We start from the raw sequence: 23630 nt of genomic DNA on the forward strand, positions 1-23630 counted from the left end.
CCATGAAGGCCATCGTCATCCCCCGCTTCGGGGGACCCGACGTGTTCGAACTGCGCGAGGTGCCGGTCGAGGCCGTTGGCCCTCGCCAGGTGCGGGTGCGGGTGCACGCCACGGCGGTCAACCCGCTCGATTACCAGATCCGCCGCGGTGACTATGTCGACTATGTCCCGCTCCCCGCCATCATCGGTCACGATATCTCGGGCGTCGTCGAGGAGATCGGTTCGGACGTTGACGAATTCGCGGTCGGCGACGAGGTCTATTATACGCCAAAGATCTTCGGCGGCCCGGGCTCCTATGCCGAGCAGCATGTCGCCGACGTCGAGTATGTCGGGCGCAAGCCGCAGAACATCAGCCATCTCGAAGCGGCGAGCCTGACGCTCGTCGGCGGTACGGTTTGGGAAGCGTTCGTCGAGCGCGCCCAGCTGAAGGTTGGCGAGACCATCCTCATTCACGGCGGGGCGGGCGGTGTCGGCACGATCGCCATGCAGATCGCCAAGGCGATCGGCGCGCGGGTGATCACCACGGCACGCGCCCGCGACCACGAATTCGTGCGTTCGCTTGGCGCCGACGAGGCGATCGACTTCACCACTGAAGACTACGTCGAGGCGGTCGCCCGCCTGACCGACGGAGAGGGCGTGAATGTCGTCTTCGACACGATCGGCGGCGACGCACTTACACGAAGCCCGCTGGCGCTGGCCGCCTTCGGGCGGGTCGTCAGTCTCGTCGACCTCGCGCAGCCGCAGAACCTCATCGAGGCGTGGGGCAAGAACGCCGCCTACCACTTCGTGTTCACCCGTCAGAACCGGGGCAAGCTGGACTCGCTCACGCGCCTCGTCGAGCGCGGCCTGGTCAAGCCCGTCATCGGCGCGACGCTGCCGCTTGCCCGCATGGCCGAGGCACATGAATTGCTTGAGAACGGCACCGCGCGGGGATTGCGCGGCAAGGTCGTGATCGACGTTCGGGGCGAGACGGTGGACTTGCCGACCACGCGGTGAGACAGTTGACACCCCTGCGCCTTTGCTTGGCCTCCCCTCCCCCTCGCGGGGGCGGGATGGCTCGCGGCGCGGGTCCAGTGCTTCAAGCCAGTTCCTCAGTTCATTCGCGCCACGGCGCGCTCGCATCGTGAGAGAGGAAACATCATGTCGAAGCTCGCAGTTGTGGTGGCGCTCGCGACCGGTCTTCTCTCCGGCGCGGCAATGGCGCAGGCAGCCAAGCCCACGATCGTCCTCGTCCATGGCGCCTTCGCCGACTCGTCGAGCTGGAACGGCGTCATCGCCAACCTCCAGCGGGACGGATACAGAACGGTCGCGATCGCCAATCCGCTGCGGAGCGTGTCGGCTGACGCGCAGCTCGTGTCCGACGTCGTCGGCAGCATCGCGGGGCCGGTGGTTCTCGTCGGCCATTCCTATGGCGGTCAGGTCATCTCGAATGCCGTGAAGGGGCGAGACAACGTCAAGTCTCTCGTTTATGTCGCGGCCTTCGCGCCCGATACCGGCGAGGCCGCTGCCGATCTCGCCGGCAAGTTCCCCGGCGGAACGCTCGGCCAGGCACTGGCGCCGCCGGTCAAGCTGACCGGAGGCGGCGTCGACCTCTACATCGACCAGGCGAAGTTCCGTGAGCAGTTCGCTCACGATGTTCCGGCCGAAGCGGCCGCGCTGATGGCGGTTGGACAGCGCCCCATCACCGAGGCGGCTTTGACCGAAAAGTCCGGCGAGCCGGCCTGGAAGTCGCGGCCCTCCTATTTCGTGTATGGCGAGAGCGACAGGAACATCCCGGCGCAGGCGCTCGGCTTCATGGCCGAGCGCGCCGGCTCCCGGCGGACGGTTGTCGTCAAGGGCGGGTCGCATGTCGTCATGGTCTCGCAACCGAAGACCGTCGCCGATGTGATCGAGGAAGCCGCGCGCTAGGCTTCACCCGATCATCCCGGAACGCGGCCGAAGGAAAGGCGCCAGCCTTCGGCCCCGATGACGGGGACCGCCGCAACGTGCCTGACTGGCAGTTGCCGGACCGCTCGGAAGAGAACGGTGATCGCCATGCAGCAGAACCCCGACCTGCCCGAGAACGTGGTGAGCGTGTCCGCCCTCGAGGGCGAATACAACGGCGTTCGCATCGACGTGACGGGCTTCCACTGCATCGGGCAGGTCTCGCACCAGTTCAAGCACACGGAAGAGACCCGACTGAGCGTCGTGCTCGAGGAGATCGGCGGCCGTTGCGAGCCGCGACTTCGCCCGAACCGGCCCAATCCCATCGATCACATGCCCCGCCACATGCATTTCGCACCGGCCGGGCTGGAGATGTGGGGCCATACCGACGAAGTCAGGTTCGTCAGGGATGCCACGCTCAGTTTCGATGTCGAGAGGCTCAGCGCGACCCTGGCGACGGTCTTCTCCCAGGACCTGATCAGCGCCCCGAGACTGCGATTTGCGGACGAGCGGCTCTGGACGCTCGTCCGGCTCCTGTCCGAGGCCGTAGGCAATACGGATCCTTCGACGCAGCTCTATTGCGACGGTCTCACGACCGCGATCGCGGCCAGGCTCTTCTCGCTATCGCCGCCATTGCGGGAGCCGGACAGCACAGGTCTGGCGCCCTGGCGGCTGCGCCGGGTCATCGATTACCTCGACGCCCGCCTGCCGGAGCGGGTGGAACTCGGCCAGCTCGCCGAGCTCGTGGGTCTGTCGCCCTCGCATTTCAGTCGAGCCTTCAAGGCGTCCACCGGCATGGCGCCGTATCAGTGGCAGCTGGATGCACGGATCCGGCGAGCACAGGCTCAGTTGCTGGATACAGACGCGTCGCTCGACGCGGTCGCGCAGGCGGCCGGCTTCGCGGACGCCGTTCATTTCGGACGGGCATTCCGGAAACTGACCGGCGCCACCCCCGCGGCCTGGCGGCTAGACCGAAAAAGCTGACGCGGCCATCCGCAGCATGATCGAACTGCCGATCGCAGGATCGGACAGGGCCATCCGTACAGCACCACGATAACTAACCGGCGCCCGGAACAGCATGTCTCGTGCGGAACCGGCTTTCACGGTGGGCTATGACTTCTCATACGGGTGATGACGACCGCATCCTGCAAGCCAATCTCAAGCGTGTCTTCGGCGAGCGCGACGCGAGCCTGCGGGCCGCGGCGATCCGTGACCTCTATTCCCCGGACGCGGTTCTCTACGAGCCCGACAGCATCAAGACCGGCCACGACGCGATCGGGCAGGCGGTCGAGGACCTGCTGGCGAGCCTGCCGACCGCTTTCGTCTTCTCGCCCATAGGCCCGGCCGTCGGCCACCACGGGCTCGCCCGCCTGCGCTGGCGGGCGGGGCCTCCGGACGGACCGGCCGCCGTCACCGGAACGGATGTCGCCCGCATCGAGGCCGGACGCATCGCGACCCTCCACGTCTTCATCGATCCGCCCGGCGCCTGAGGCGCCACATCATCGAAAGGATACAACATGGCCGCCAAGACCGGACTCGACGCTCTTTTGCGTCCCGAGGATAGCTTCCTGGTCCTGATCGACCATCAGCCCTACCAGGTCGCGAACCTGAACAGCCACGAGCCGATGATGATCGTGAACAACGTCGTCGGCCTCGCCAAGGCGGCGAAGGTGTTCGACGTGCCCACGATCCTGACAACTGTCATCGAGGAGCGCGGCGGCTACCTGATCAAGGGGCTGCAGGACGTCTTTCCGGACCAGAAGCCGATCAACCGCACCTTCATCAATACCTGGGAAGACCCCGCTGTCACGGAGATCGTGAAGAAGAGCGGCCGCAAGCAGCTCGTCTTCGCCGCTCTCTGGACGGAGGTCTGCCTGGCGATGCCGACCATCCAGGCCCTGGGTGAAGGCTACGACGTCTTCATCGTCACGGACGCGTCCGGCGGCGTATCGGCGGAGGCCCATGACATGGCCGTGCGCCGCATGGTGGCCGCGGGCGCCGTGCCGATCACCTGGATGGCCGTGGCGTCCGAATGGCAGCGCGACTGGGCGCGCGAGAAGACGGCGACCAGCCTGTCCAGCGTCGTTCTCGAGCATGGCGGGGCCAGCGGCGTCGCCCTCGCCTGGGAGCTCCAGCTCCTCGCGACCACCCCGCCCGCGCGAGGCTGAGGCAGGTCATGGCCGATGCGGCGCGGTCCGCATCGGCTCTTGCCTGTCGCTGTCGGGCGTGCTCGCTGGAAGCGTCGGCGGCCGCCGCCGAGTTCCGAACGAGCCATTCGAGGAGGAGGCACTTGGTCTTGTGGGGAGCGCATGACGATCGATGAGGCGGCCCTCGCGACGGCGCGCGCGTGGATCGTGCGCGTCGGACTGACGAGCGACGATCCCGCGTCGCTTCTCACCGGAGCTTCCGAGCGCCTCCTGGAAGCCGGCATCCCTCTCGTGAGGACCCACATCTCGTTCGCGACGCTGGATCCGTGCAAACGCGCCGAGAATATCGTCTGGAGCCGCGGGCATGCCACGAGACGCGAGTTCCACGATCATGAACAATTCGAGCAGTTCTTCCCGCAATCTCCATTTCCGGAGATGCTGAAAACGGGACAGTTGCAGCGGCGCTGGCAGCTCGAGACGCCGGATGACGGGCAAGGTTTCCCGGTCATCCAGGCGATACGTGACGAGGGGGCGACCGATCTTGTCGTGCAGATCGTGCCGTTCCGCGGAACGTCCGAAATCTTCGAAGGGTTCGCGTTCTCGGCCGCAACCGACAGGCCGGGCGGCTTCGCCGATCCCGAAGTGGCGCTCCTGAACGAGCTGGCTCCGACGATGGCGTTGTCCTCCTACCGGATCGCGACATCGGACGCGCTCGGCTCGGTGCTGCGCGCCTATCTCGGAGCGGGGCCCGGTGATCAGATCCTGCGCGGACGGATCAGACCCGGCGAGGGCCATCGCATCATGGCGGCGATCCTTCTTGCCGACCTGCGCGGTTTCACGAGCGCCACCGAGCGGGAAGGCCCCGGCGTGATCGGACGGCTCGGCCAGCATCTCGGCGCGATCGCAGAGCCTGTCGAAGCGGCCGGTGGAGAGGTGTTCAAATTCATCGGGGACGGGCTTTTGGCCGCCTTCCCCGTTTCGGGCGAAACCGCCGCAGCCGCTTGCGACGCAGCGATCGCGGCGGCGCGCGAGGCCATGGCGCGGAACGACGCCGTCAACACCGCGCATCCGGGTACGCCGCGGCTCGACCTCGACATCGCTCTCCACCTCGGGGAGGTCTTCTACGGCAATATCGGAGCGGCCTCCCGGCTCGAATTCACGGCGATCGGCCCGGCGGTCAACGAGGCGGCGCGCCTCGAAGGACTATGCGGCCAACTCGACCGCGCGATCCTCATGTCGGAGAGCTTCGCTCGCGCATGCTCGGCGCCCGCGACAAGCGTCGGCCGCTTCGAGCTGCGAGGCGTTTCGGGGATTCGCGAGGTCTTCGCGCCGGAAGCGTCGGAGCCGGCATAGCCGGCGTGATGCCGAGCACGACGCCTTCGACGTCTCGCGATGCCCGGCGACGCAGGGCCGAACCTCTGCTTGTTCTGAAGCCGCCCGCCGGACTTGTATTCCGCTCCCTGTCTCAGAACCGGAGTTGCATATCGGTGCCGACGAAATGGACGGTCTTCGACGGGCCGGTTTCGACGATGAAGCGGCCGGGTTCGAGCACGGCGTAGGCGGCGCTGACCGAGAGGTTCCTGGTCGGCTGCCAGCCCAGGACAGCCTCGGCCTGCGTGCCGATGTAGCGGGCACGGCTCGTCCCAGCGGAGCGCAGGAGGTTGCCTGGATTGCCGTAGATGCCGTCACCGAGCGACTCGCGCCAGTAGAACACGGCGGCGGCGGACAGCGACCAGCCCGATCCCAGATCGATCCCGATGGCCGGGTGCAGGTTCAGGAGGTTGGATGGGCCGATGAGGCCGATCTCGCCGAAGTACTTTCCGCGCGGGAACATGGCGTTGAAGGTACCGAGCCGGCGGTCGTCCGGGTTGCGATCGCCGCTGATCGCGTTCGCCTTGAGTTCGAGGAACGGCGCGAGCGGCAGGTCGGCGAAGGTGTAGCGGGTGGAGGTCGCGACCGACCAGGCCAGGATCTCCGAGCGCCCGAACGTGCCGAACTGGAGGAAGGCCTCGTGATCCCACGACCAGCCGCCGGAGCGACCAAAGAACCGCGTCCCGAGCGTGTGCCGATCCTCGGTGCCGGCCCCCTGATCGAAGCGGGCGAGCGCCCGGTGATAGCCGATGTAATACAGGTCGAGGCCGGAGCGCGGCCCGATCGTCGGCAGCGCCAGCGTGGCATAGAGACCGGCCGCCCTGCGGCCGCCGTCGGTGCGGTCGTCGAAGCCGTGCAGGTTGTTCTCGACCGGGCGGAGGAAGAAGCCGTCGACGCGCCAGTCTCCGGCCTCGAGGCGCGCGATTCCGCCGTCGAAGGCTTGGGGCACGTTCGGCCCGAAGCGCAGGCCGATCAGCCGCTCCGACCCATAGGCGACGAGCTGACGCCCGCCCTGGAGGGTCCAGGTCGCGCCGTCGCCGGGCAGGCGCAGTTGCGCGAAGCCCTGCAGCAGATCGACGCCCGTCTCGTCGACCGGCCCATTGGTGAGGCGGCTCCGGTCGGCGAAGGCGCCGATCAATTGCCCGAACAGCCGGACGTTCGGCCCAAGATGCAGGTCGGCATAGGGCATGATGCGGGACCAGACGTAGCGATCGTCCGGCTTCGGCCCCCTCCCCCAGGAATTGTCGCGGTAGCCCTCGTAGCGGAGGCGGAGATCGGCGCCGAAGCTCGCGTAGATCGTCCCCGTGCCGTCGAGCGGCACGAACTTCAAAGCCTCCCAGGGATCGCCGGTGCGATGGGCCGGATCGCGCAGGTAGCCGTAATCCTCGCCGTAGCGCCAGTTGGTGAAGGCCGGCGGGCGAGCAGGCGCCGCCGGTTCGGCGCGGGCGTGCCACGCTGCCGGGATGACAAGCATGGCCGTCACGAGGATGCGCGCCGCGACCTGCTTCATGGCGGCATCGGCGGTCGGCGCGGATCGATGCCGATCAGGTGCGTCACCGCGGGCGGGGCCTCGCCGACGTGGAAGCGCCGCAGTTCCGCCTGCACGTCCGCATCTGTTTTCGAGACGCGGCGATGCTGCCGCAGATGCTCCGCCCAGGACTCGACGAAGAACCATTCGACGAGGAGAGCGGGATCCGCCGCATCCTCCGCGACGCCCCAGGCATAGGCCCCGTCGCGACGGCGCGCGTCCGAGAGCCGGTGGAGGGCCGTGAGGAAAGCGGGGCGATCCGGCTCCCCGACCCGGTAGGCGATGGTGATGATCACCGGGCCACGGTCCCCGCCGGGCGCCGTCGCCACGTCCGGCTCCGCCCAGTGCAAGGCGGGGTCAAGATCGTCCTCGCCCTCCGGCAGCCTGATGCGCAGGACGGCCTTGATCACAGCCATCAGTGCGAGACCCGCGGCGGAGACGAGAAGGGCGGCGGAGGTGCCGATCCCATCGGCCACCAAACCCCAGCCGAGGCTCCCGGCCGCCAGCCCCCCGCCCTGGACGGTGAGGTAGATCGACAGCCCCCGGCCCCGGACCCAGTTCGGCAGGATGGCCTGCACGATCCCGTTCAGGGTCGCGAGGACCGCGATCCAGGCGATCCCGAGCAGGCCGGCCGCCGCGACGGCGACCCAGACCTGGCCGGCGACCGCGACGGCGGCGATCGTACCGGCCGCGAGCAGCATCGCGGCGACGATCAGGCCGTCCTGCCCCAGGCGGGCCTTGAGCCTCGGCAGGACGATTGCGCCCGCGATGGCGCCCGCTCCGACGCAGCCGAGGAGAAGACCGTAGAGCCCCGGCCCGCCCCCAAGCTCGCGTCGCGCCACGATCGGGAGCAGCGCCCAGACCGCGCTCGCCAGCGCGAAGAACAGGAAGGCCTGGAGCAGGACCTGATGCAGCGGCCGGCTCGCGCGGGCGTAGCGAAGGCCCGCCCGGAGCGCGCCGCCGAAATGCTCGCGCAAGACGTCGTCCGAAGCGGCCTTGCGCTTCCACCAGAGCAGGGCCGCGACGACCACGAGGTCGCTGACCACGTCGAAGAGGTATGTCGTGGCAGCACCGACCACCGCGACGAGGAGACCGCCGATGGCCGGCCCGATGGCCCGGGCGATGTTGAAGCCGAGCGAGTTCAGCGCCACCGCGGCCTTCAGGTCCCCGCGCGACACCAATTCCGGCACGATCGCCTGCCAGCTCGGCGCCGCGAGCGCCGCACCGATCCCGCCCGCGAAGGTCAGGGCGACGAGGCTCACGACCGACACATGGCCGGACGCCGCGAGGATCGACAGGCTGCCACTGACCGCCGCGAGAGCGAGGAGGATGCCGATCAGGAGATGGCGCCGGTCGAGGATGTCCGACAGGACGCCCGCCGGAATCGCGAGGAGGAGAACGGGCAGCGTGCCGGCCGCCTGGATCGCCGAGACCGCGAGCGGCGACGACGACAGGTCGGTGACGAGCCAGGCGCTGGCGACGTCGCGCATGAAGCTGCCGACATTGCCGAGCACGGTCGCAATCCAGAGGATCGCGAACAGCTTCTGCCGCAGCGGCGCGAAGGCGCTGGGCGGGCTCGCGGGTGGCGGCAGAGCGCCGCTCTCGGCCGCGCTCATCGGACGGGTCTCCCGTGAACCAGGAGGGCGGCCGCGACGAAGCCTCCGACGATGGCCATGTGCTCGAGGAAGGTCGCCGTCTGACGGACCCGGTCGAGACCCGCGAACTGCCAGAACGGATGCGCGATCAGCGTCGCGACGATCGTGAACCCGGCAAGCAGGCCCGCCCCGAGCCAGCACCAGCGCCGGGTCAGGAACAGCGCCGAGCCGCCGAGCTGGACCAGGATCACGCAAGCGGCGACGAGCATCGCCGGCCGGAGGCCGAGACCCGCCGCCTCGGCCGTCGCGCCAGGAAAGTCGAGGAGCTTGCCGAAGCCGCTGCCGAGGAACGGCGAGGCGAGCAGCAAGCGGGCGAGACGGCCGAGGCCGGGAAGGCCCAGGAGGCCCTCGATCAGACGCGGAGCGGGCGTGGTGGCGGAAGCGTCCATCGTCAGACCGCCCAGCAGGAGCAGCCGAACGCCCCCCAGAACGAGCGGTCGTCCGCCGCCGGAGCCCTCCCGGCGAGCGCGCGGGCGTGATCGTGGCCATGGACGCCGCAGGCGCTCGCGCAACCGCAGGCGGAGGCGAGCTTCATGCCGTTGCCGGCATCCGCGCGCCGCTGGTAGCCGCCGAAGGTCCGCACCGGCGACCAGTCGGGCATCGGCGGCGGCAGGGTCGGCGCGAGCGGCGCGTAGTCGCCCGATCCGTGCACGACCTTGCCGCCGAGCAGCGTCAGGACGCTCACCGTGTCCTGGATCTCGTCCTCCGGCACATTCATGACATCCCGGTCGAGGACCGCGAGGTCGGCGAGCTGGCCGACCTTGATCTGGCCCTTCTTGCCCTCCTCGGTCGAGAACCAGGTGTTGCTCACCGTCCAGAGCCGCAGCGCCTCCTCGCGCGAGAGGCGGTTGCGGGCCGGGTACATCTGGAGCCCGCCCAGGGTCCTGCCGGTCACGAGCCAGGCGAAGGAGACCCAGGGATTGTAGGAGGCGACCCGGGTCGCGTCCGTGCCGGCGCCGACCGGAACGCCGGCCTCCAGCATGCGCCGGACCGGAGGGGTCCGCTCCAGCGCGGCCTGCCCGTAGCGGGCCGCGAAGTCCTCGCCCTGGAAGACCATGCGGTGCTGCACGGCGATGCCGCCGCCGAGCGCGGCGACGCGGTCGATGTTGCGCTCGCTGATGGTCTCGCAATGGTCGAGCATCCAGTGCAGCCCGTCGATCGGCATCTCGCGATTCACCTGCTCGAAGGCGTCGAGAGCCTTGGTGATCGTCTCGTCGTAGGTCGCATGCATCCGCCAGGGCCAGCGGTTGCGGACCAGGACCCGGACCACATCGGCGAGTTCGGTGGTCATCTCGCCGCCCATTTCAGGGCGCGGCTCGCGGAAATCCTCGAAATCGGCCGCGGAGAAGACCAGCATCTCGCCGGCGCCGTTATGGCGGAGCGTGTCGTCGCCCTGTCCCGGCCGGACCATCTTTCCCCAGCGGGTGAAGTCGGCGAGTTCCTCGCCTTTCTTCTGCGTGAAGAGGTTGTAGGCGATGCGCACCGTCAGCTCGCCGTCGGCGTGCAGCTTCCGGATGATTTCGTAATCCTCGGGGTAGTTCTGGAACCCGCCCCCGGCATCGATCGCCCCCGTGATGCCGAGCCGGTTCAGTTCGCGCATGAAGTGGCGCGTGGAGTTGAGCTGGTATTCGGGCGGCAGCGACGGCCCCTTGGCCAGCGTCGCGTAGAGGATCTGCGCATTCGGCTTCGCCAGGAGCAGGCCCGTCGGCTCGCCCGAGGCGTCGCGCTGGATCTCGCCGCCGGGCGGGTTCGGGGTGGTCTTCGTATAGCCGACCACCCGCAACGCGGCGCGGTTCAGCAGGGCCCGGTCGTAGAGGTGGAGGATGAAGACGGGCGTGTCGGGCGCCACGGCATTGAGTTCGTCCAGGGTCGGCAGCCGCTTCTCGGCGAATTGGTGCTCCGAGAACCCGCCGACGACCCGCACCCATTGCGGCGGCGGCGTCACGGCGACCTGGCGCCGGAGCATGCTCATGGCGTCCGAGAGCGAGCGCACGCCGTCCCAGCGCAGCTCCATATTGTAGTTCAGCCCTCCCCGGATCAGGTGGAGGTGGCTGTCGATGAGACCCGGAACCGCGCGCCCGCCGGCCAGGTCCAGAACCCTGGTCGACGCCCCCGCGGTCGGCATGATCTCGCGCGACGCACCGACGGCCGAGAAGCGCCCATCCTTGATCGCCACGGCCTCCGGGTTCGGGGTGGCCTGATCCATCGTGCTGAACCGCCCGTTGACCAGGATGACGTCGGGGGCGGCGGATTGGCTCATCGCAGGGCGTCCATAGGTCGTCGAGAGGCCAAAGGCGGCAGCGCCCGCGCTGAAGGTGCGACGAGAGAATCGAGTCATGTCATGCCATCCGGTGTCTGATCGGCGGCGGACGAGGGCGGTCCTCGTCCGGCACCAGTCCGTCACGCCAAGGCGCGCCGCTCAGCCTGCGGCGACCGCAGCCGGCCGCTGGCCCGGCGGGACAGGCTCGGCAGGCACCGCCTCGAGCCTCGGCCCGTGCTGCGTCCGCTCGGCCGCGCCGTGGACCATCGTGTAGGCGTAGTCGGCGCCCATGCCGTAGGCGCCCGAATGCTCGCGCACGATCGCCATGACCGCGTCGTAGGTCGCCTTGTGCGACCAGTCGCGCTGCCATTCGAGCATGACCTGCTGCCAGGTGACGGGCACGACCCCGACCTGGATCATGCGCTGCATGGAGTAGTCGTGGGCGGCCTTGCTGGTCCCACCGGAGGCGTCCTCGACCATGTAGATCTCGTAGCCGCCCTCCAGCATCGCCGAGAGCGCGAAGGAGTTGTTGCAGACCTCGGTCCAGAGCCCGGACACGACCACCTTCTTCCGGCCCGCCTTCGCGAGGGCGTCGCGGACCTTCTGGTCGTCCCATGAATTCATCGACGTCCGCTCGAGTAGCGGGTGCTCGGGGAAGACCGCGAGCAGTTCGGGATAGGTGTGTCCCGAGAAGCTGAGCGTCTCGACCGTCGTGATCGTGGTCGGGATGTCGAATGCCTTCGCGGCCTTGGCGAGCGCGACGACGTTGTTCTTCAACACCTGACGGTCGATCGACTGCACGCCGAAGGCCATCTGCGGCTGCTGATCGATGAAGATGACCTGGCAATTGGCCGGCGTCAGCAGATCGAGCTTGGGATTGGACATCGGAGACCTCTGCGGTTGGTGGGGATGCGCCCGCGCCGGACTGCGCCGAGGCTCGGGAATGCGTCCGGCCGGAAGCCGGACGCCGGGACGGCTCGGCTCAGGAGCGGATGAAGGCGAGCAGATCGGGATTGATCACCTCGGCATGCGTGGTGAGCATCCCGTGGGGATAGCCTTCATAGATCTTGAGCGTGCCGTTCCGCAGCAGCTTCACCGACTTCAGCGCGGAATCGGCGATAGGCACGATCTGATCGTCGTCGCCGTGCATCACCAGCGTCGGCACCGTGATCGCCCGAAGATCCTCTGTCTGGTCGGTCTCGGAGAAAGCCTTGATGCCGTCGTAATGGGCCTTGGCGCCTCCCGTCATGCCCTGGCGCCACCAATTCTGGACGACGCCCTGATCGACTTTCGCGCCGGCCCGGTTGAAGCCGTAGAACGGGCCGGCCGGCACATCGAGGAACATCTGGGCCCGGTTGCCGGCCACGCCCTCGCGAAAGCCGTCGAACACCTCGATGGGCAGGCCTTCGGGGTTGTTCGCGGTCTTCAGCATCAGCGGCGGGACCGCGCTGACCAGCACCGCCTTGGCGACGCGGCCGCTCGGCTCGCCGTGCCTCGCGACATAGCGGGCGACCTCGCCGCCTCCGGTCGAATGGCCGATATGGACGGCGTTCCGCAGGTCGAGGTGCTCGACGACCGCGAAGGCGTCGGCGGCGTAATGATCCATGTCGTGGCCGTCCGCGACCTGGGCGGAGCGGCCATGGCCGCGACGATCGTGGGCGACGACGCGAAACCCCTTCTCAAGGAAGAAGAGCATCTGCGTGTCCCAGTCGTCGGAGGAGAGGGGCCAGCCATGGTGGAACATGATCGGCTGGGCATCCTTCGGACCCCAATCCTTGAAGTAGATCTCGACGCCGTCGCTTTTGATGAAGGGCAAGGCCGTGGTCTCCTGCGCAAAAGACGAAGCCGGGAGATCGACGGGACGCGGAACACCTCGTGCCGGCTGTCGCCGGCCCCACCGCCAGTCCCTCCCCGCTCTAGACCGAACAGGTATCGGGCTCGCGGGGGTCGGCGCAGCTATACTGTTGGGTTGCCGTCCTGAACTGGCGGATGCTCGCCCTACTCCGGGCCGCCGGTCCGGTTTCGGCTCACCGAACCGAGGCAAGCGAGAAGCAAGTCCGGATCGAGCGGCTTCTGGAGATAGCAGCGCACGCCTGCCCGCAGGGCCCGGTGGCGCGTGAGTTCCTCCGGATGGGCCGTCACGAGAATGGTGGGGATCGCCGGAGCGCATTCTGCCAGATGCGCGCACAGGGCGAGGCCGCTCATTCCGGGCAGCCGGAAATCGGCGATGACGCACGATGTCCGCCGCAGATCGGCCGAGGCGAGAAGCGCCGCGGCATCGCGAAAGCCGGCCGATGCGAAGCCGAGCGCCCCCAGGAGACCCATGATGGACTCGCGAGCCGCTTCATCGTCGTCGACGACGGAAATGACGCCGTCCGCGACCATGCTCCTCTCCCAGCTCCCGCGACGCGGATGTCCAGGCGCCCCAATGGGTTCCGGAAAGCCGCGACGTCCCAGGATCGGGACCGCTGGCGGCGGAAAGCAACTATGCCTTGGTGTCGGCCGCCTTGTGCCGACGTGTAGCCCCGGCCAGCCGATCTGCGATCCGCACAAGATCGGCCAGCGAATTCGCCTGCAGCTTCTGCATGACCTGGGCGCGGTGGACCTTCACCGTCACCTCGCTCAGCTTCAGGTCTCCGGCGATCTGCTTGTTCATCCGGCCGTCCGTGACGAGCGCCAGGATCTCCCGCTCGCGCGGGGTCAGCATCGCGAAGCGATCCCGCAGGCCGGCGGTGACGGCCGCCTCCGCGCGCGCGTCGCGATCGAGCCTGACGGCTCTCTGGACGGCGTCGAGGAGATCCTGGTCGCGGAATGGCTTGGTCAGGAACTCGACGGCTCCCGCCTTCATCGCCGCAACCGACATGGGCACGTCGCCATGGGCCGTGATGAAGACGATCGGGGGCGCCAGCTCCGAGGAGGCGAGCTGGCGCTGGAACTCCAATCCGCTCGATCCCGGCAGCCTCACGTCGAGGATCAGGCAGCTCGGGACGTCTGCCCGCTCCGCATCGAGGAAGGCCTGACCCGTTTCGAACACAAGCACCGCCAGGCCGACCGAGCGAAGCAGGCTGTCGAGCGATTCTCGCACCGACGGATCGTCGTCGACGATGTAGACGAGGGGCGTCTCGGAACCCATCAACCCTCCTCTCCGGCTTCGGGCAATGAGAAGGTCAACACTGCCCCGTGCGGGATATTGGCCGAAGCCCATAGACGACCGCCATGGGCCTCGACGACTGAGCGGCAGAACATCAGGCCCATCCCCATTCCATCGGGCTTCGTGGTGAAGAAGGGCTCGAAGATGTCCTCTCCGTGCGCCGGGTCGAGTCCCGTCCCCGTATCCTCGATCGAGACCACCACCTCGCCATCGCTCCGCCGCCGCGAGGTCGCGCGAAGCAGCCGTCGACGGCCGGCGACCGGCCTCATGGCCTCGACCGCGTTGTCGATCAGGTTGCAGGCGACCTGGTGCAGTTGCGCAGGATTGCCGAGGACGAGCGGCAACATCGGCTCGAGATCCGTCTCGACCGAAATGCCCGAGAGCCTGAACTCGCTCTCATAGGCCTCGACGACCTCCTCGATGCGGGCATTCAGGTCCACCGCAACGCGCTCCTGCGAGCCTTTGGTGTACATGGCCCGGACGCTTTCGATCACCCGGCTCGCTCGGTGGCCGTCTCGCACGATGCGTCCGAGGGCCGCCTTCGCCTCGTCGGACCGGGGAGGCTCTTTGGCCAGCCAGCGAAGTCCCGCATCGGCGTTCGTGACCATGCTGGCGAGCGGCTGCTTCACCTCGTGCGCGATCGAGGCCGACAGGACTTCCATGGTGGTGATGCGGTTGTTGCGCCCCCTCCGTTCGGCCGCGACGGAACGGGCGAGCCTGGCGTAGAGTGACGTCGTCTCGAGCAGGAGCACGAGAAGCATGATCGTGGCCGAGAGGAGCCCGCACGCTCGTCCGACCCACCAGCCGACGCCGAGGCGCAGCCCGGCGCTGACATAGGACAGAAGAACCAGCTCGATCAGCAGCGTGCACAGGACGACGACCAGCCACAGATCGAGGACCGAGAGAGGCCGCCGGAGCAGAAGGCCCAGCCCGCACGCGTAGAGGACGATCGTCGCAGGCGGGACGACGAACCAGACGGCAGCGACGTTGCGCTTGTCCGTCATGAACCTCGGCAGCACGTCGTCCCCGACGATGATGAGCCCCGTCGCTCCGAGAGCCACGCCGGTGACGCCGGCGATCACGCCCGCGATGGGCCAGCTCGCACTGCCGTGCACGGGCGGGCGGTCCCTCAGCAGGGCGTAGGCGAGCACGAAGAGCGGGAAGCCGAGGCGGCGGAACGCCGCGATGCTGGCGGTGGTCTGGAGCCCGTCTCCGACGGCCCAGCCGGGAAACACGTCCGGAAACGTGAAAGCCCAGGGGATCACCGTGAGTCCCGAGAAGAGGTATCCGCCTGCGAGGGCGAGCAGGGCCCACGACCGCTGCACGCCGAAAAGCGCCAGAAGAAGCGCGACGGTGACCATCTCGCTGACGAAGATCGCTGCCGCGTAGGCCGGCAGGAGCGGCTCGGTTCCCGAGAGCGGCTGGCGCGCGATCGGCGCGACCATCAGGAGCACGACGAGCAGGCCCGCCAGCAGAAGGACGGCGCGCCGAACCTGGCTCCGATCCGCAGTCTCCGTGGAGACGCGCTCCGCGCGATCGACCTTGACGGTATGCCCTAGCCACATGGAGTTGGTTCTTAAGCCGATCTTCTACACCACGCGCTCGATCACCTGCACGGTTGACTTGCTGTTGTGCTGGACAGGAGACGCCTTGGCGAGTCCCCGATGGTGTCTCGGGCGTCGGTCACTCTATCGTGGGACTGTGCCATGCGCCTGGCTGACGGAGCGCTTCGCGCGTCCTCACGGTGCCGATCCGGTTCATTCGGTATCGCCCGGCGCCCAAGCCGCCGCGGGCGCTGCAGCCCGTTCCGGTCGCCGCAGGCAGGGCTCCTCGGACCACAATCACATGATTGCGACGGGTGTTGTCCCGCAGCAACAACAGGCCCGGCACCCGGAGCGAACCGATAGGTCGTTGATTTCGTTCGTCGTCGGCCGCGACGATCAAATCGTTCCAGACTTCAATTTGGAATGTCTTTAACCTATTGATCTTGCACGTACAATCTTGCGCATTGTAACCCAGGCCCATCCTTGGACCTGAGTTCGACCGTTGTGTCCCATTCGATCAGCCTTGACGACGACGATCTGCTGAACCGAGCGATCGAGGCGCATTATGCGGACATCAAGACCGCGGTGCGAAGCCGCGGCCATTCCCACAATGCCGCGGCGGATATCGTTCACGACCTTTACCTCAAGCTCGCGGAACAGCCCGAGGTCCTGAGGGGCAAGCGCTCGCTGCGGGGCTTCCTCTGCCGGGCGGCGATCAATCTCGGCATCGACCGCCTGCGCCGGACCCGCTTCGAGGAGCGGCTGTTCTCGGGCACCGAGGCCGAAGCCCTCGCGGTGCCGGCGGAGACGGCCGCTCCCGACCACCGGCTCGCGGTGGAGGCTCGGCTCGTCGTTCTGCGCAAAGCGATCGGGGACCTGCCCGTCCGTCGGCGCGCGGTCTTCATCCTGCATCGGCTCCACGGGCTCGGGCCGGACGAGATCGCCGCCCGGCTGAGGATCTCGCGGAACATGGTGGACCGCCATCTGCGCCGCGCCCTGGCGCATTGCCTCGATCGTCTGCACCAGATGGACTGAGTGCGCGCGCCTCTCCCGTAAATCTCGCCCCCCGGATCGAGCGCATTATCGGCACGAGCCGTGTTCGCGTCCCTCGACAATACAGCGACGATCCCGGAATGAAGGGCTCATTCGTCTTCTCAGCAGAGACACGGGACGGTCGGGAGCCCGCAATGACGGCCAAGCAGTCAGCGCGGATCAGGCGGCGGCGTCATGAGGAAGCCGCCGACTGGCTGTTCCGCAACAGGGACGCCCGCCACACGGCGCGGGACGCGGACGGGTTCCGAGAGTGGCTGAACCTCCATCCGGACAACCTCTCGGCCTATCAGGCGGCCGAGCGGCTGATGGGCGAGGCCCGCGGCGTCATCATGAAGGATCCGGCACTCCGCGACCTCAAGGTCGCGCCGCGCCCGTCCGCGGCCAAATCGGTCGTCTCCTCCCTCGCGGCCCTTTGCGTCGCGGGAGGCCTGTTCCTGGCGCTGGACGGCCCCATGCGGCTCCAGGCGGACGTCATCACGGGAGCGGGCGAGATGCCTGTCGTCACGCTCGCGGACGGCTCGACGATGCAACTGAACGCCTCCTCGGCCGTGGCCTACGACTTCACGCCCGCGCGGCGCACCGTCCGGCTGCTGCGCGGCCAGGCCTTCTTCCAGGTGGCGAGGGACCCGCGGCGCCCGTTCACGGTCGAAGGACGCGGCGGAAGCACCACGGCCCTCGGCACGGCCTTCGACATCCGCCTGGGCGACGGGCAGACGGATGTCACCGTGACCGAGCACGCGGTGTCGGTGGCACCGACCGGCTCGTCACGGCCGCCGATCCGGGTCGAGCAGGGACAGCAGGCCGCCTACGGTCAGGATGGCTCGGTGACGGAGATCCGGCCTGCCGACCCTCTGACGGCGCTCGCCTGGCGCCGGGGTCTTCTCGTCGTCGACGGCGCCAGCCTCGCCGAGGTGGTGGCCGAGATCGGCCGTCACTTCGCGGGCCGGATCGTGATCGCCGGGGGCGCGCTCGCCGAGCGCCGCGTCAGCGGTACGGTCTCGATCGTCGATACCGATGCGGCGCTCGCGTTCCTCGAACAGAGCCTCGGCGTGACCGCGACGCGCTTCGGCCCCCTCATCGTCATCCGAGGGTGACGATCCCGCCCCCGGCGCCGCCCGGATTTTTCTGACGCCCCGAGTCCCAACGCGCGGAGCCCGTTCGTCTTCTGGGTGAGCGGCCAATCAACGCCGCCGCGCGACGACGGACGCGACGCCTTGATCGTCGCGCATCGGGGGCTTTTTCCATGACGACGAACGGGCGACACGGCCGCAACCGGGCGGAGAGCAGCAAGCGGCTTCGCGTCGCCCTTCTCACGGGGACCATGCTCGCCGTCGGCGGGATGGGGCCGGCCACGGCCCAGAACGCCCCGGCAGCTCAAGCGGCGGCGCGCGCCATCTCCGTGCCGGCTGGCGCGCTGACGCCGGCCCTCAACCGCCTCGCCGCTCAATCGGGGCTGCAGCTTCTGTTCGACGCCAGCCTCGCTAGCGGCAAGACGACACGCGGCGCGTCGGGCAACCTGACGTCGCAGCAGGCCCTCTCCTCCCTGCTGAGCGGCACCGGCCTCTCGGCGCGGTTCACCGGACCGAACTCCGCGACCATCGTCGCGCCGTCGCCGGGCGCAGGATCCGTCGGGGCGGCGCCGGAAGGCGCGATCGCGCTCGACACGATCAATGTCAGCGGGACCAGCGGATCGGGCCTGTTCGGGGGCGGCACGCCCGAGACGCCCTATTCGACGCCCGCGCCGACGGCCTTCATCTCGCAGGAGAGCATCGAGCGCTTCCGCGGCTCGAGCCCGGCCGACATCTTCCGCGGCACGCCCGGCGTGATGTCGGGCGAGGCGCGCAACGGCGCCGGCGGCATCGATCCGAACATCCGCGGCATGCAGGGCATGGGCCGCGTCGCGGTCACGATCGACGGCGCCGAGAACGGGCTGACGCTCCATCAGGGCTACCAGGGCATCTCGAACCGCACCTTCATCGATCCCGACCTGATCGGCGGCGTCGACATCCTCAAGGGGTCGAGTTCCTCGACGCGCGGCATTGCGGGAACGGTCGCGATCCGAACCCTGAACGCCGACGACGTCGTCAAGCCGGGCGAGCGCTTCGGCATCCTCGTCAAGAGCGGGTTCGGGACCAATACCGGGACCCCGCGAGAGGGCCTGCTCGGCGGCTATCGCTGGGACCAGGCGACGGTCCGGGCGCCGAATGCCTCGCCCTACGCGCTGCTCGACGGCATGAGCCGGCCAGGATTGCTCGATCCGACCAGCGGCTCCGGCAGCGTCGTCGCGGCCTGGAAGGACGACAACTACGACCTTCTCGCCGGCTATGCACGCCGCAAGCAGGGGAACTACTTCGCCGGATCGAACGGGGGCGCCGCGCAACCGATCGGCACCGGCCCCCGGCCGACTTGCAACCAGTGGAGCGGCTGCCAGCCCTGGTGGACCAATTACTACATCAACGGAGACCTCACCACGTATCGGAAGGGCGAGGAGGTGCTGAACACGCATCTCGACACGGAATCGTACCTCGCGAAGGGAACCTTCCGGTTCGGCGACGGCCATACGATCCAGTTCGGCTATAATGGGTTCCGCAGCGAAGCCGGCGACATGTTCGCTGCGCGCTTCAGCTCACCGACGGGTCAGGCCGTCGAGGCGCGGCAGAAGGGGCGAACGGAGGTCGACAGCTGGACCTCCCGCTATCGCTGGAAGCCCGAGGATAACGATCTCATCGACGTGAAGGCGAATCTGTGGCTCACGGATCTCAGGATCCGCGGCCCGATCCGCTCGGGAGGCGGATCATGGCCGGAGGATTTCGGTCTGCCGGTCGAGCATCGGACGGGTGCCGACACCCGCATGTGGGGTGGGGATGTCAGCAACACGTCACGCTGGTCGTGGGGCCGCATCGGCTCCTTCGAGCTCGATTACGGCGCCTCGTATCTGTGGGAATCCACGCATCCCACCCGCTTCACGGACAACATTCACAACATCCCCTCACGCCACGGCAAGAGAGACGAATCAGCGGTCTTCGCCAAGCTGTCCTACAAGCCGGTCGATTGGCTGACCCTCCATGGCGGAATGAGATACTCGTATTATCTCAGTCACGATCTCAATCAGAACGCCGCATTGAACCGCCCCGATGCCAACAACGCGTTCCCGAAAAGGGACGGTGAAGGCTCGAGCCCATCCGTCGGCGTCCTGATCGAGCCGTGGCAGGGGGCGCAAGTCTATGCCAATTACTCGAGCACGCTTCGCATGCCGAGCCTGTTCGAAACCGTATCCGCCTTCTACTCGGGAGCCGCCGCCAGCACCGTCAAGCCCGAGCGCGCGAACAACTGGGAAATCGGCACCAACCTGACCAGAGACAGCCTCTTCGCCGAAGGCGACAAGGCCATGATCAAGTTCGGATACTTCAACTGGAATATCAGCAATTACGTCTCGAGATACTCAGTCAACTATAACCTCTATGTAGAAAACATTCCTAACGCGAAGTTCGAAGGCGTCGAGCTGTCCGGACGCTACGAGAACAAGGGGTTCACGGCGGATCTATCCGCGAACTACTATACGAAGGTCGAGTTCTGCCAGACGGCCGGAAACTGCCAGGCCCGGACGATCTCGGCCGATTACGCGACAAACCAGATCCCGCCTCAATATCAGATCAGTCTCACCGCGTCGCAAAAGCTGCTGGACGACAAGCTGACCATCGGCGGTCGCGTGAGCCATGTCGGCCCGCGCCACATCAAGCACGGCGAGCCTATCGCCGGCCTCGCGACCATCGTCGCGCTCGTCAAGTGGAACCCGTATTACACGGTCGACGCCTTCGCCGAGTACAAGCTGAGCAAGGACCTGACCGGCTGGGTGAACGTCGAGAATCTCACCGACACGTATTACGTCGATCCGCTCAGCCTCGTGCCGAACCCCGCGCCTGGGCGGATCGTCAGGATCGGCCTGACGGGCAAGTTCGGCGGGAACGAGCCGCTGTCAGGCATCTCCCTGGCCAACCTCTTCTCGACGAATGCCGGCAAGACCGACTGGACCGGGTTCTATCTCGGCGGTCATGGGGGCTTCGGTCAGAGCCGGCTCGACGGAACCATGACGGCCGCTGACGGCTCGGTCGCCGGCTATCCGATCGCCGAGACGCCGAAGCTGAAGGGGAGCGGCTTCGTCTTCGGGCTGAATGCCGGCTACAATCATCAGTTCGGGAACGGCCTCGTCGTGGGCATCGAGGGCGATATCGTGAAGCCCCAGACCGGGCATTCGGAATACGCCTACGCGACCGAAAGCGAGCGATCGGGCGGCTTCACCGATCTCCTCCGCCTGCGCAACATCGAGGCTACGAGGTCCAGCGACATCGAGTGGCTGACCACGATCCGCGGCCGGCTCGGCTATGCCCTTACCGACAACCTCATGGTCTACGGCACGGGCGGCGTCGCCTTCGCGAGGCAGCACGATCGGCGGACGCAGTTCGTGACGATGGTCAACGGCACCAGCACCCTGCCGGTGGCGCAGTTCGTGACCGTGCCGAGCTTCACCGAAGGTGCCTCGCTGTCGCGTATCGGCTTCGCGATCGGCGGCGGCGCGGAATACGCGATCGGCGAGGGCTGGTCGGTGAAGGGCGAATACTTGCTGGCCTCGTTCCAGGACAAGAAGACCATGTCGTTTCCCGGGGCGCGGCTCGGCGTCGTCGCCGACAATTACCACGGCATCCCGGTCACGGCCGACACGGTCACGGGGCGCAAGCTGACGACGAAGCTCGACGTCCCGATGGTGAAGTTCGGCGTGAACTACCGCTTCTGAGCGCGTCGGATCGGGGCCGCGCGATGCCATCCCCGATCCGGACGCGGACGCGTGGACCGGCGCGGCTTCTCGGCGCGCGGGGCGATCACGGTCGCGGTCGCGGTCACGAGCACGAGGCGGGCGCCCTTGTGGTCGCTCATCTTCCCTGGGCGCGTCCGTCCACCGGAGCCCATGCCTGATCGCGTAGACGATCCCGCTCACCACCCGCCGGTCGTCGACCCCGCAGAACCCCGTGCGCCGGCGACTGGCCAACCGATCCTTCTGTCGAACACGACCGAATGGCGCGCGTCTCGCCATGGCCTCTCTTTGTCGTGGCAATCAAGCGGAAGGCCGATTGCGACGCCGACGCATCCAAGGACCAGATTATTCTCCTGCGAATGGGCTTAAATCATAAAACGTTTTGTTCTGGGCGCAATCTTTAGAACACGTCGTTATTGACCGTAATCGTATTTATAAAGAACATTGTTCCGTATTATTTGAACTGACTTCTCTTTCGTCTTTGCGGCGAGAGATTGGAATCAGTTCCGGTGCGAACCTGAAGAATGGCCGGTTCGATACGGAGGCATGTCGTGGCTGATGTCGTCGTCCAATCGTCACCTCTGGAGGTGGCGGCCCAGCCGCTGCTGGAGGCGCTCGTCCTCGAATACGATGGTCGCTACGGCGCTCTGAGCCGGCCCGGCGGCGCTCGCTCGGAGATCCTGCGTTACCCGGCCGAGGCCTATCGGCCGCCGCTCGGCGATTTTCTGCTTCTGCTGCGCGACGGAGAGACCGTCGGGGGCGGCGCGTTCATGAGCCATGACGACGACACCGTGGAGCTCAAGCGCATCTGGACCCGAGCCGACCTGCGCCGCCAGGGGCTGGCCCGGCGCATCGTCCAGGCGCTCGAGGACAGCGCGGCCCGGCTCGGCTACACGCGCGCCTATCTGACGACAGGCTTTCGGCAACCGGAAGCAACGGCGCTCTATGTCTCGCTGGGCTATCGGCGTCTCTTCGACGCGTCGGTCGACCCCGCGCTCTACCGCTCCCTGCCGTTCGAAAAGCTCATCGGAACGCGCGAAGGGGAGGAAGGGGACTCGCACGTCCATGCGCCCGCCGCCTCGTTCGAGGAGGCCACCGCCCGCGTGACGGCTCTCAAGGCGGAGCAGGAGCGCCGCGTGATTGCGCGTCTCTCGGGCCACAGCGCGACGGCGGCCTGAGCCGCATGACCTTTGCCCTGAGCTTCCTCGACAAGAGCCCGCTCGACGGAGCGGAGATCGCCGAAGCCGCGCTCCGGCGCACGCTCGACCTCGCGAGGAAGGCGGAGGAACTCGGCTTCGTTCGGTTCTGGGTCGCCGAGCATCACAATGCGGCGAGGCTGGCCGGCTCCTCGCCGGAGGTGCTGATCGCCTTTCTGCTGGCGCGCACCCGGCGCATCCGGATCGGCTCCGGCGGAGTGATGCTGCAGCATTACAGCGCCTACAAGGTCGCGGAGAATTTCAATCTGCTCGCCAGCCTTGCCCCCGGGCGGGTCGATCTCGGCGTCGGCAAGGCCCCAGGCGGCCTGCCGTTCTCGACACGGGCCTTGCAGAGCTTCCACGACCCGGACCGAAAGCCGAGTTTTGAGGCTCAGCTCGCCGAACTGGATGGATACCTGCAGCCCCACGGCGACGACGGTGCTCCCGAGCGGGAACTCGCCGCGTTCCCCTCGCCCCCCGAGCCCGCCGACCGGTTTCTCCTGGGGGCGAGCGTCGAGAGTGCACGGCTCGCGGCTCGTCTCGGCTGGTACTACGTCCATGCGGCGCATATCAACGGCGACGAGACCGCCATCGCGCAGGCGCTGTCGACTTACCGGGCCTATGGAGGCGTGCGGCCGCTCCTCGCCGTGAACGTCGTCGTCGCGGAGACCGACCAGCTCGCCGAAGACCTCGCCGCCGATCCCCGACGCTTCCGCGTCGAACTCGAGAACGGCGAGGGCGTCAACGTGACGACGCGCCAGCAGGCGCTCGAATACGTCCGCCAGATCGGCACGGACCGCTACCGGATCGAGGAACGCGGCGCGCTGTTCGTCCGCGGCTCTCCCGCACGGGTCCATGCGGAACTCTCGCGGCTGCACCGGATCTTCGGCGTCGACGAATTCGTCGTGGAATGCCCCGTCACCGAAGCCGCGCCGCGCCTCGACACGATCGAACTGCTGGCGGCGGCCGCCGGCCTCCGGCTCGCAGCCTGAA

At 67.8% G+C, this 23630-nt stretch carries 20 protein-coding genes and 1 pseudogene; 11 read left to right on the forward strand and 10 right to left on the reverse strand.

What is annotated here, in order from left to right; genetic code table 11:
• Positions 1 to 2: 2 nt before the first annotated feature.
• The 6 genes from EV668_RS23635 (at position 3) to EV668_RS23660 (ending at position 5422) form a co-directional block, all read left to right on the forward strand.
• Complete coding sequence (locus EV668_RS23635; protein WP_245513401.1) at positions 3 to 995, forward strand: zinc-dependent alcohol dehydrogenase family protein; 993 nt, start codon at positions 3 to 5, stop codon at positions 993 to 995.
• Between the two features lie 144 nt (positions 996 to 1139).
• Complete coding sequence (locus EV668_RS23640) at positions 1140 to 1907, forward strand: alpha/beta fold hydrolase (protein ID WP_133774874.1); 768 nt, start codon at positions 1140 to 1142, stop codon at positions 1905 to 1907.
• Between the two features lie 126 nt (positions 1908 to 2033).
• The gene (locus EV668_RS23645; protein ID WP_133775062.1) at positions 2034 to 2906 is read left to right on the forward strand and encodes an AraC family transcriptional regulator; all 873 of its coding nucleotides are present in this window, start codon (positions 2034 to 2036) and stop codon (positions 2904 to 2906) included.
• 128 nt (positions 2907 to 3034) lie between these two features.
• On the forward strand, positions 3035 to 3412 hold the full coding sequence (locus EV668_RS23650; protein ID WP_133774876.1) for a nuclear transport factor 2 family protein: 378 nt from the start codon (positions 3035 to 3037) through the stop codon (positions 3410 to 3412).
• Positions 3413 to 3439: 27 nt separating this feature from the next.
• The gene (locus EV668_RS23655) at positions 3440 to 4090 is read left to right on the forward strand and encodes a hydrolase (protein WP_133774878.1); all 651 of its coding nucleotides are present in this window, start codon (positions 3440 to 3442) and stop codon (positions 4088 to 4090) included.
• 141 nt (positions 4091 to 4231) lie between these two features.
• Positions 4232 to 5422, forward strand: coding sequence for an adenylate/guanylate cyclase domain-containing protein (locus EV668_RS23660; RefSeq protein WP_166652614.1), 1191 nt, complete (start codon positions 4232 to 4234; stop codon positions 5420 to 5422).
• A gap of 112 nt (positions 5423 to 5534) precedes the next feature.
• Here the strand turns inward: EV668_RS23660 and EV668_RS23665 are convergent, their stop codons facing one another.
• The 9 genes from EV668_RS23665 to EV668_RS23705 form a co-directional block, all read right to left on the reverse strand.
• Positions 5535 to 6950, reverse strand: a complete 1416-nt coding sequence (locus EV668_RS23665; protein WP_133774882.1) for an alginate export family protein — start codon at positions 6948 to 6950, stop codon at positions 5535 to 5537.
• Positions 6947 to 8584 (reverse strand): MFS transporter, encoded by a 1638-nt coding sequence (locus tag EV668_RS23670; protein ID WP_133774884.1) that lies wholly within the window; start codon positions 8582 to 8584, stop codon positions 6947 to 6949. Before EV668_RS23670 ends, EV668_RS23665 begins: the two co-directional genes overlap by 4 nt.
• The gene (locus EV668_RS23675; protein ID WP_133774886.1) at positions 8581 to 9012 is read right to left on the reverse strand and encodes a DoxX family protein; all 432 of its coding nucleotides are present in this window, start codon (positions 9010 to 9012) and stop codon (positions 8581 to 8583) included. The genes EV668_RS23670 and EV668_RS23675 overlap by 4 nt, the downstream gene beginning before the upstream one ends.
• A gap of 2 nt (positions 9013 to 9014) precedes the next feature.
• Positions 9015 to 10883 carry an amidohydrolase gene (locus tag EV668_RS23680; RefSeq protein WP_425359653.1) on the reverse strand — a complete coding sequence of 623 codons (1869 nt, stop codon included), beginning with the start codon at positions 10881 to 10883 and terminating at the stop codon, positions 9015 to 9017.
• Positions 10884 to 11042: 159 nt separating this feature from the next.
• Complete coding sequence (locus tag EV668_RS23685) at positions 11043 to 11768, reverse strand: hydrolase (protein ID WP_133774890.1); 726 nt, start codon at positions 11766 to 11768, stop codon at positions 11043 to 11045.
• 97 nt (positions 11769 to 11865) lie between these two features.
• A complete protein-coding gene (locus EV668_RS23690; protein WP_166652615.1) occupies positions 11866 to 12699 on the reverse strand; it encodes an alpha/beta fold hydrolase in 834 nt (277 codons plus the stop codon).
• Between the two features lie 182 nt (positions 12700 to 12881).
• Positions 12882 to 13268 carry a response regulator transcription factor gene (locus tag EV668_RS23695; RefSeq protein WP_133774892.1) on the reverse strand — a complete coding sequence of 129 codons (387 nt, stop codon included), beginning with the start codon at positions 13266 to 13268 and terminating at the stop codon, positions 12882 to 12884.
• 100 nt (positions 13269 to 13368) lie between these two features.
• Complete coding sequence (locus EV668_RS23700) at positions 13369 to 14016, reverse strand: response regulator transcription factor (protein ID WP_133774894.1); 648 nt, start codon at positions 14014 to 14016, stop codon at positions 13369 to 13371.
• Positions 14016 to 15599: an ATP-binding protein gene (locus EV668_RS23705; protein WP_133774896.1), complete on the reverse strand. Its 1584-nt coding sequence runs from the start codon at positions 15597 to 15599 to the stop codon at positions 14016 to 14018. The genes EV668_RS23700 and EV668_RS23705 overlap by 1 nt, the downstream gene beginning before the upstream one ends.
• Positions 15600 to 16082: 483 nt before the next feature.
• Between EV668_RS23705 and EV668_RS23710 the strand changes: the two genes are divergently transcribed.
• From EV668_RS23710 to EV668_RS23720, 3 genes are all read left to right on the forward strand, one after another.
• The gene (locus tag EV668_RS23710) at positions 16083 to 16613 is read left to right on the forward strand and encodes an RNA polymerase sigma factor (protein ID WP_166652616.1); all 531 of its coding nucleotides are present in this window, start codon (positions 16083 to 16085) and stop codon (positions 16611 to 16613) included.
• A 152-nt stretch (positions 16614 to 16765) separates the two neighbouring features.
• The gene (locus EV668_RS23715; RefSeq protein ID WP_133774898.1) at positions 16766 to 17725 is read left to right on the forward strand and encodes a FecR family protein; all 960 of its coding nucleotides are present in this window, start codon (positions 16766 to 16768) and stop codon (positions 17723 to 17725) included.
• Between the two features lie 149 nt (positions 17726 to 17874).
• Entirely contained in the window at positions 17875 to 21423 is a 3549-nt protein-coding gene (locus EV668_RS23720; RefSeq protein WP_133774900.1) for a TonB-dependent receptor domain-containing protein, read from the forward strand.
• A 126-nt stretch (positions 21424 to 21549) separates the two neighbouring features.
• Here the strand turns inward: EV668_RS23720 and EV668_RS25780 are convergent.
• Positions 21550 to 21642 (reverse strand): annotated as a pseudogene (locus EV668_RS25780) (IS5/IS1182 family transposase); the annotation flags it as partial.
• A gap of 350 nt (positions 21643 to 21992) precedes the next feature.
• On the opposite strand from EV668_RS25780, the gene EV668_RS23725 reads away from it, so the two are divergent.
• Together EV668_RS23725 and EV668_RS23730 are read left to right on the forward strand one after the other, a co-directional pair.
• Positions 21993 to 22619 carry a GNAT family N-acetyltransferase gene (locus tag EV668_RS23725; RefSeq protein WP_133774902.1) on the forward strand — a complete coding sequence of 209 codons (627 nt, stop codon included), beginning with the start codon at positions 21993 to 21995 and terminating at the stop codon, positions 22617 to 22619.
• Positions 22620 to 22624: 5 nt separating this feature from the next.
• Positions 22625 to 23629: an MsnO8 family LLM class oxidoreductase gene (locus EV668_RS23730; RefSeq protein ID WP_133774904.1), complete on the forward strand. Its 1005-nt coding sequence runs from the start codon at positions 22625 to 22627 to the stop codon at positions 23627 to 23629.
• The last annotated feature ends 1 nt before the right edge of the window (position 23630 follow it).

This window comes from Enterovirga rhinocerotis (genome assembly GCF_004363955.1).
Taxonomy (GTDB): Bacteria; Pseudomonadota; Alphaproteobacteria; order Rhizobiales; family Beijerinckiaceae; genus Enterovirga; species Enterovirga rhinocerotis.

Bases quoted from the DNA above. Each gene is read 5' to 3' on its own strand.
- EV668_RS23635 (WP_245513401.1), top strand. From the start codon at position 3: ATGAAGGCCATCGTCATCCCCCGCTTCGGGGGACCCGACGTGTTCGAA.
- EV668_RS23640 (WP_133774874.1), top strand. From the start codon at position 1,140: ATGTCGAAGCTCGCAGTTGTGGTGGCGCTCGCGACCGGTCTTCTCTCC.
- EV668_RS23645 (WP_133775062.1), top strand. From the start codon at position 2,034: ATGCAGCAGAACCCCGACCTGCCCGAGAACGTGGTGAGCGTGTCCGCC.
- EV668_RS23650 (WP_133774876.1), top strand. From the start codon at position 3,035: ATGACTTCTCATACGGGTGATGACGACCGCATCCTGCAAGCCAATCTC.
- EV668_RS23655 (WP_133774878.1), top strand. From the start codon at position 3,440: ATGGCCGCCAAGACCGGACTCGACGCTCTTTTGCGTCCCGAGGATAGC.
- EV668_RS23660 (WP_166652614.1), top strand. From the start codon at position 4,232: ATGACGATCGATGAGGCGGCCCTCGCGACGGCGCGCGCGTGGATCGTG.
- EV668_RS23665 (WP_133774882.1), bottom strand. From the start codon at position 6,950: ATGAAGCAGGTCGCGGCGCGCATCCTCGTGACGGCCATGCTTGTCATC.
- EV668_RS23670 (WP_133774884.1), bottom strand. From the start codon at position 8,584: ATGAGCGCGGCCGAGAGCGGCGCTCTGCCGCCACCCGCGAGCCCGCCC.
- EV668_RS23675 (WP_133774886.1), bottom strand. From the start codon at position 9,012: ATGGACGCTTCCGCCACCACGCCCGCTCCGCGTCTGATCGAGGGCCTC.
- EV668_RS23680 (WP_425359653.1), bottom strand. From the start codon at position 10,883: ATGAGCCAATCCGCCGCCCCCGACGTCATCCTGGTCAACGGGCGGTTC.
- EV668_RS23685 (WP_133774890.1), bottom strand. From the start codon at position 11,768: ATGTCCAATCCCAAGCTCGATCTGCTGACGCCGGCCAATTGCCAGGTC.
- EV668_RS23695 (WP_133774892.1), bottom strand. From the start codon at position 13,268: ATGGTCGCGGACGGCGTCATTTCCGTCGTCGACGACGATGAAGCGGCT.
- EV668_RS23700 (WP_133774894.1), bottom strand. From the start codon at position 14,016: ATGGGTTCCGAGACGCCCCTCGTCTACATCGTCGACGACGATCCGTCG.
- EV668_RS23705 (WP_133774896.1), bottom strand. From the start codon at position 15,599: ATGTGGCTAGGGCATACCGTCAAGGTCGATCGCGCGGAGCGCGTCTCC.
- EV668_RS23715 (WP_133774898.1), top strand. From the start codon at position 16,766: ATGACGGCCAAGCAGTCAGCGCGGATCAGGCGGCGGCGTCATGAGGAA.
- EV668_RS23720 (WP_133774900.1), top strand. From the start codon at position 17,875: ATGACGACGAACGGGCGACACGGCCGCAACCGGGCGGAGAGCAGCAAG.
- EV668_RS23730 (WP_133774904.1), top strand. From the start codon at position 22,625: ATGACCTTTGCCCTGAGCTTCCTCGACAAGAGCCCGCTCGACGGAGCG.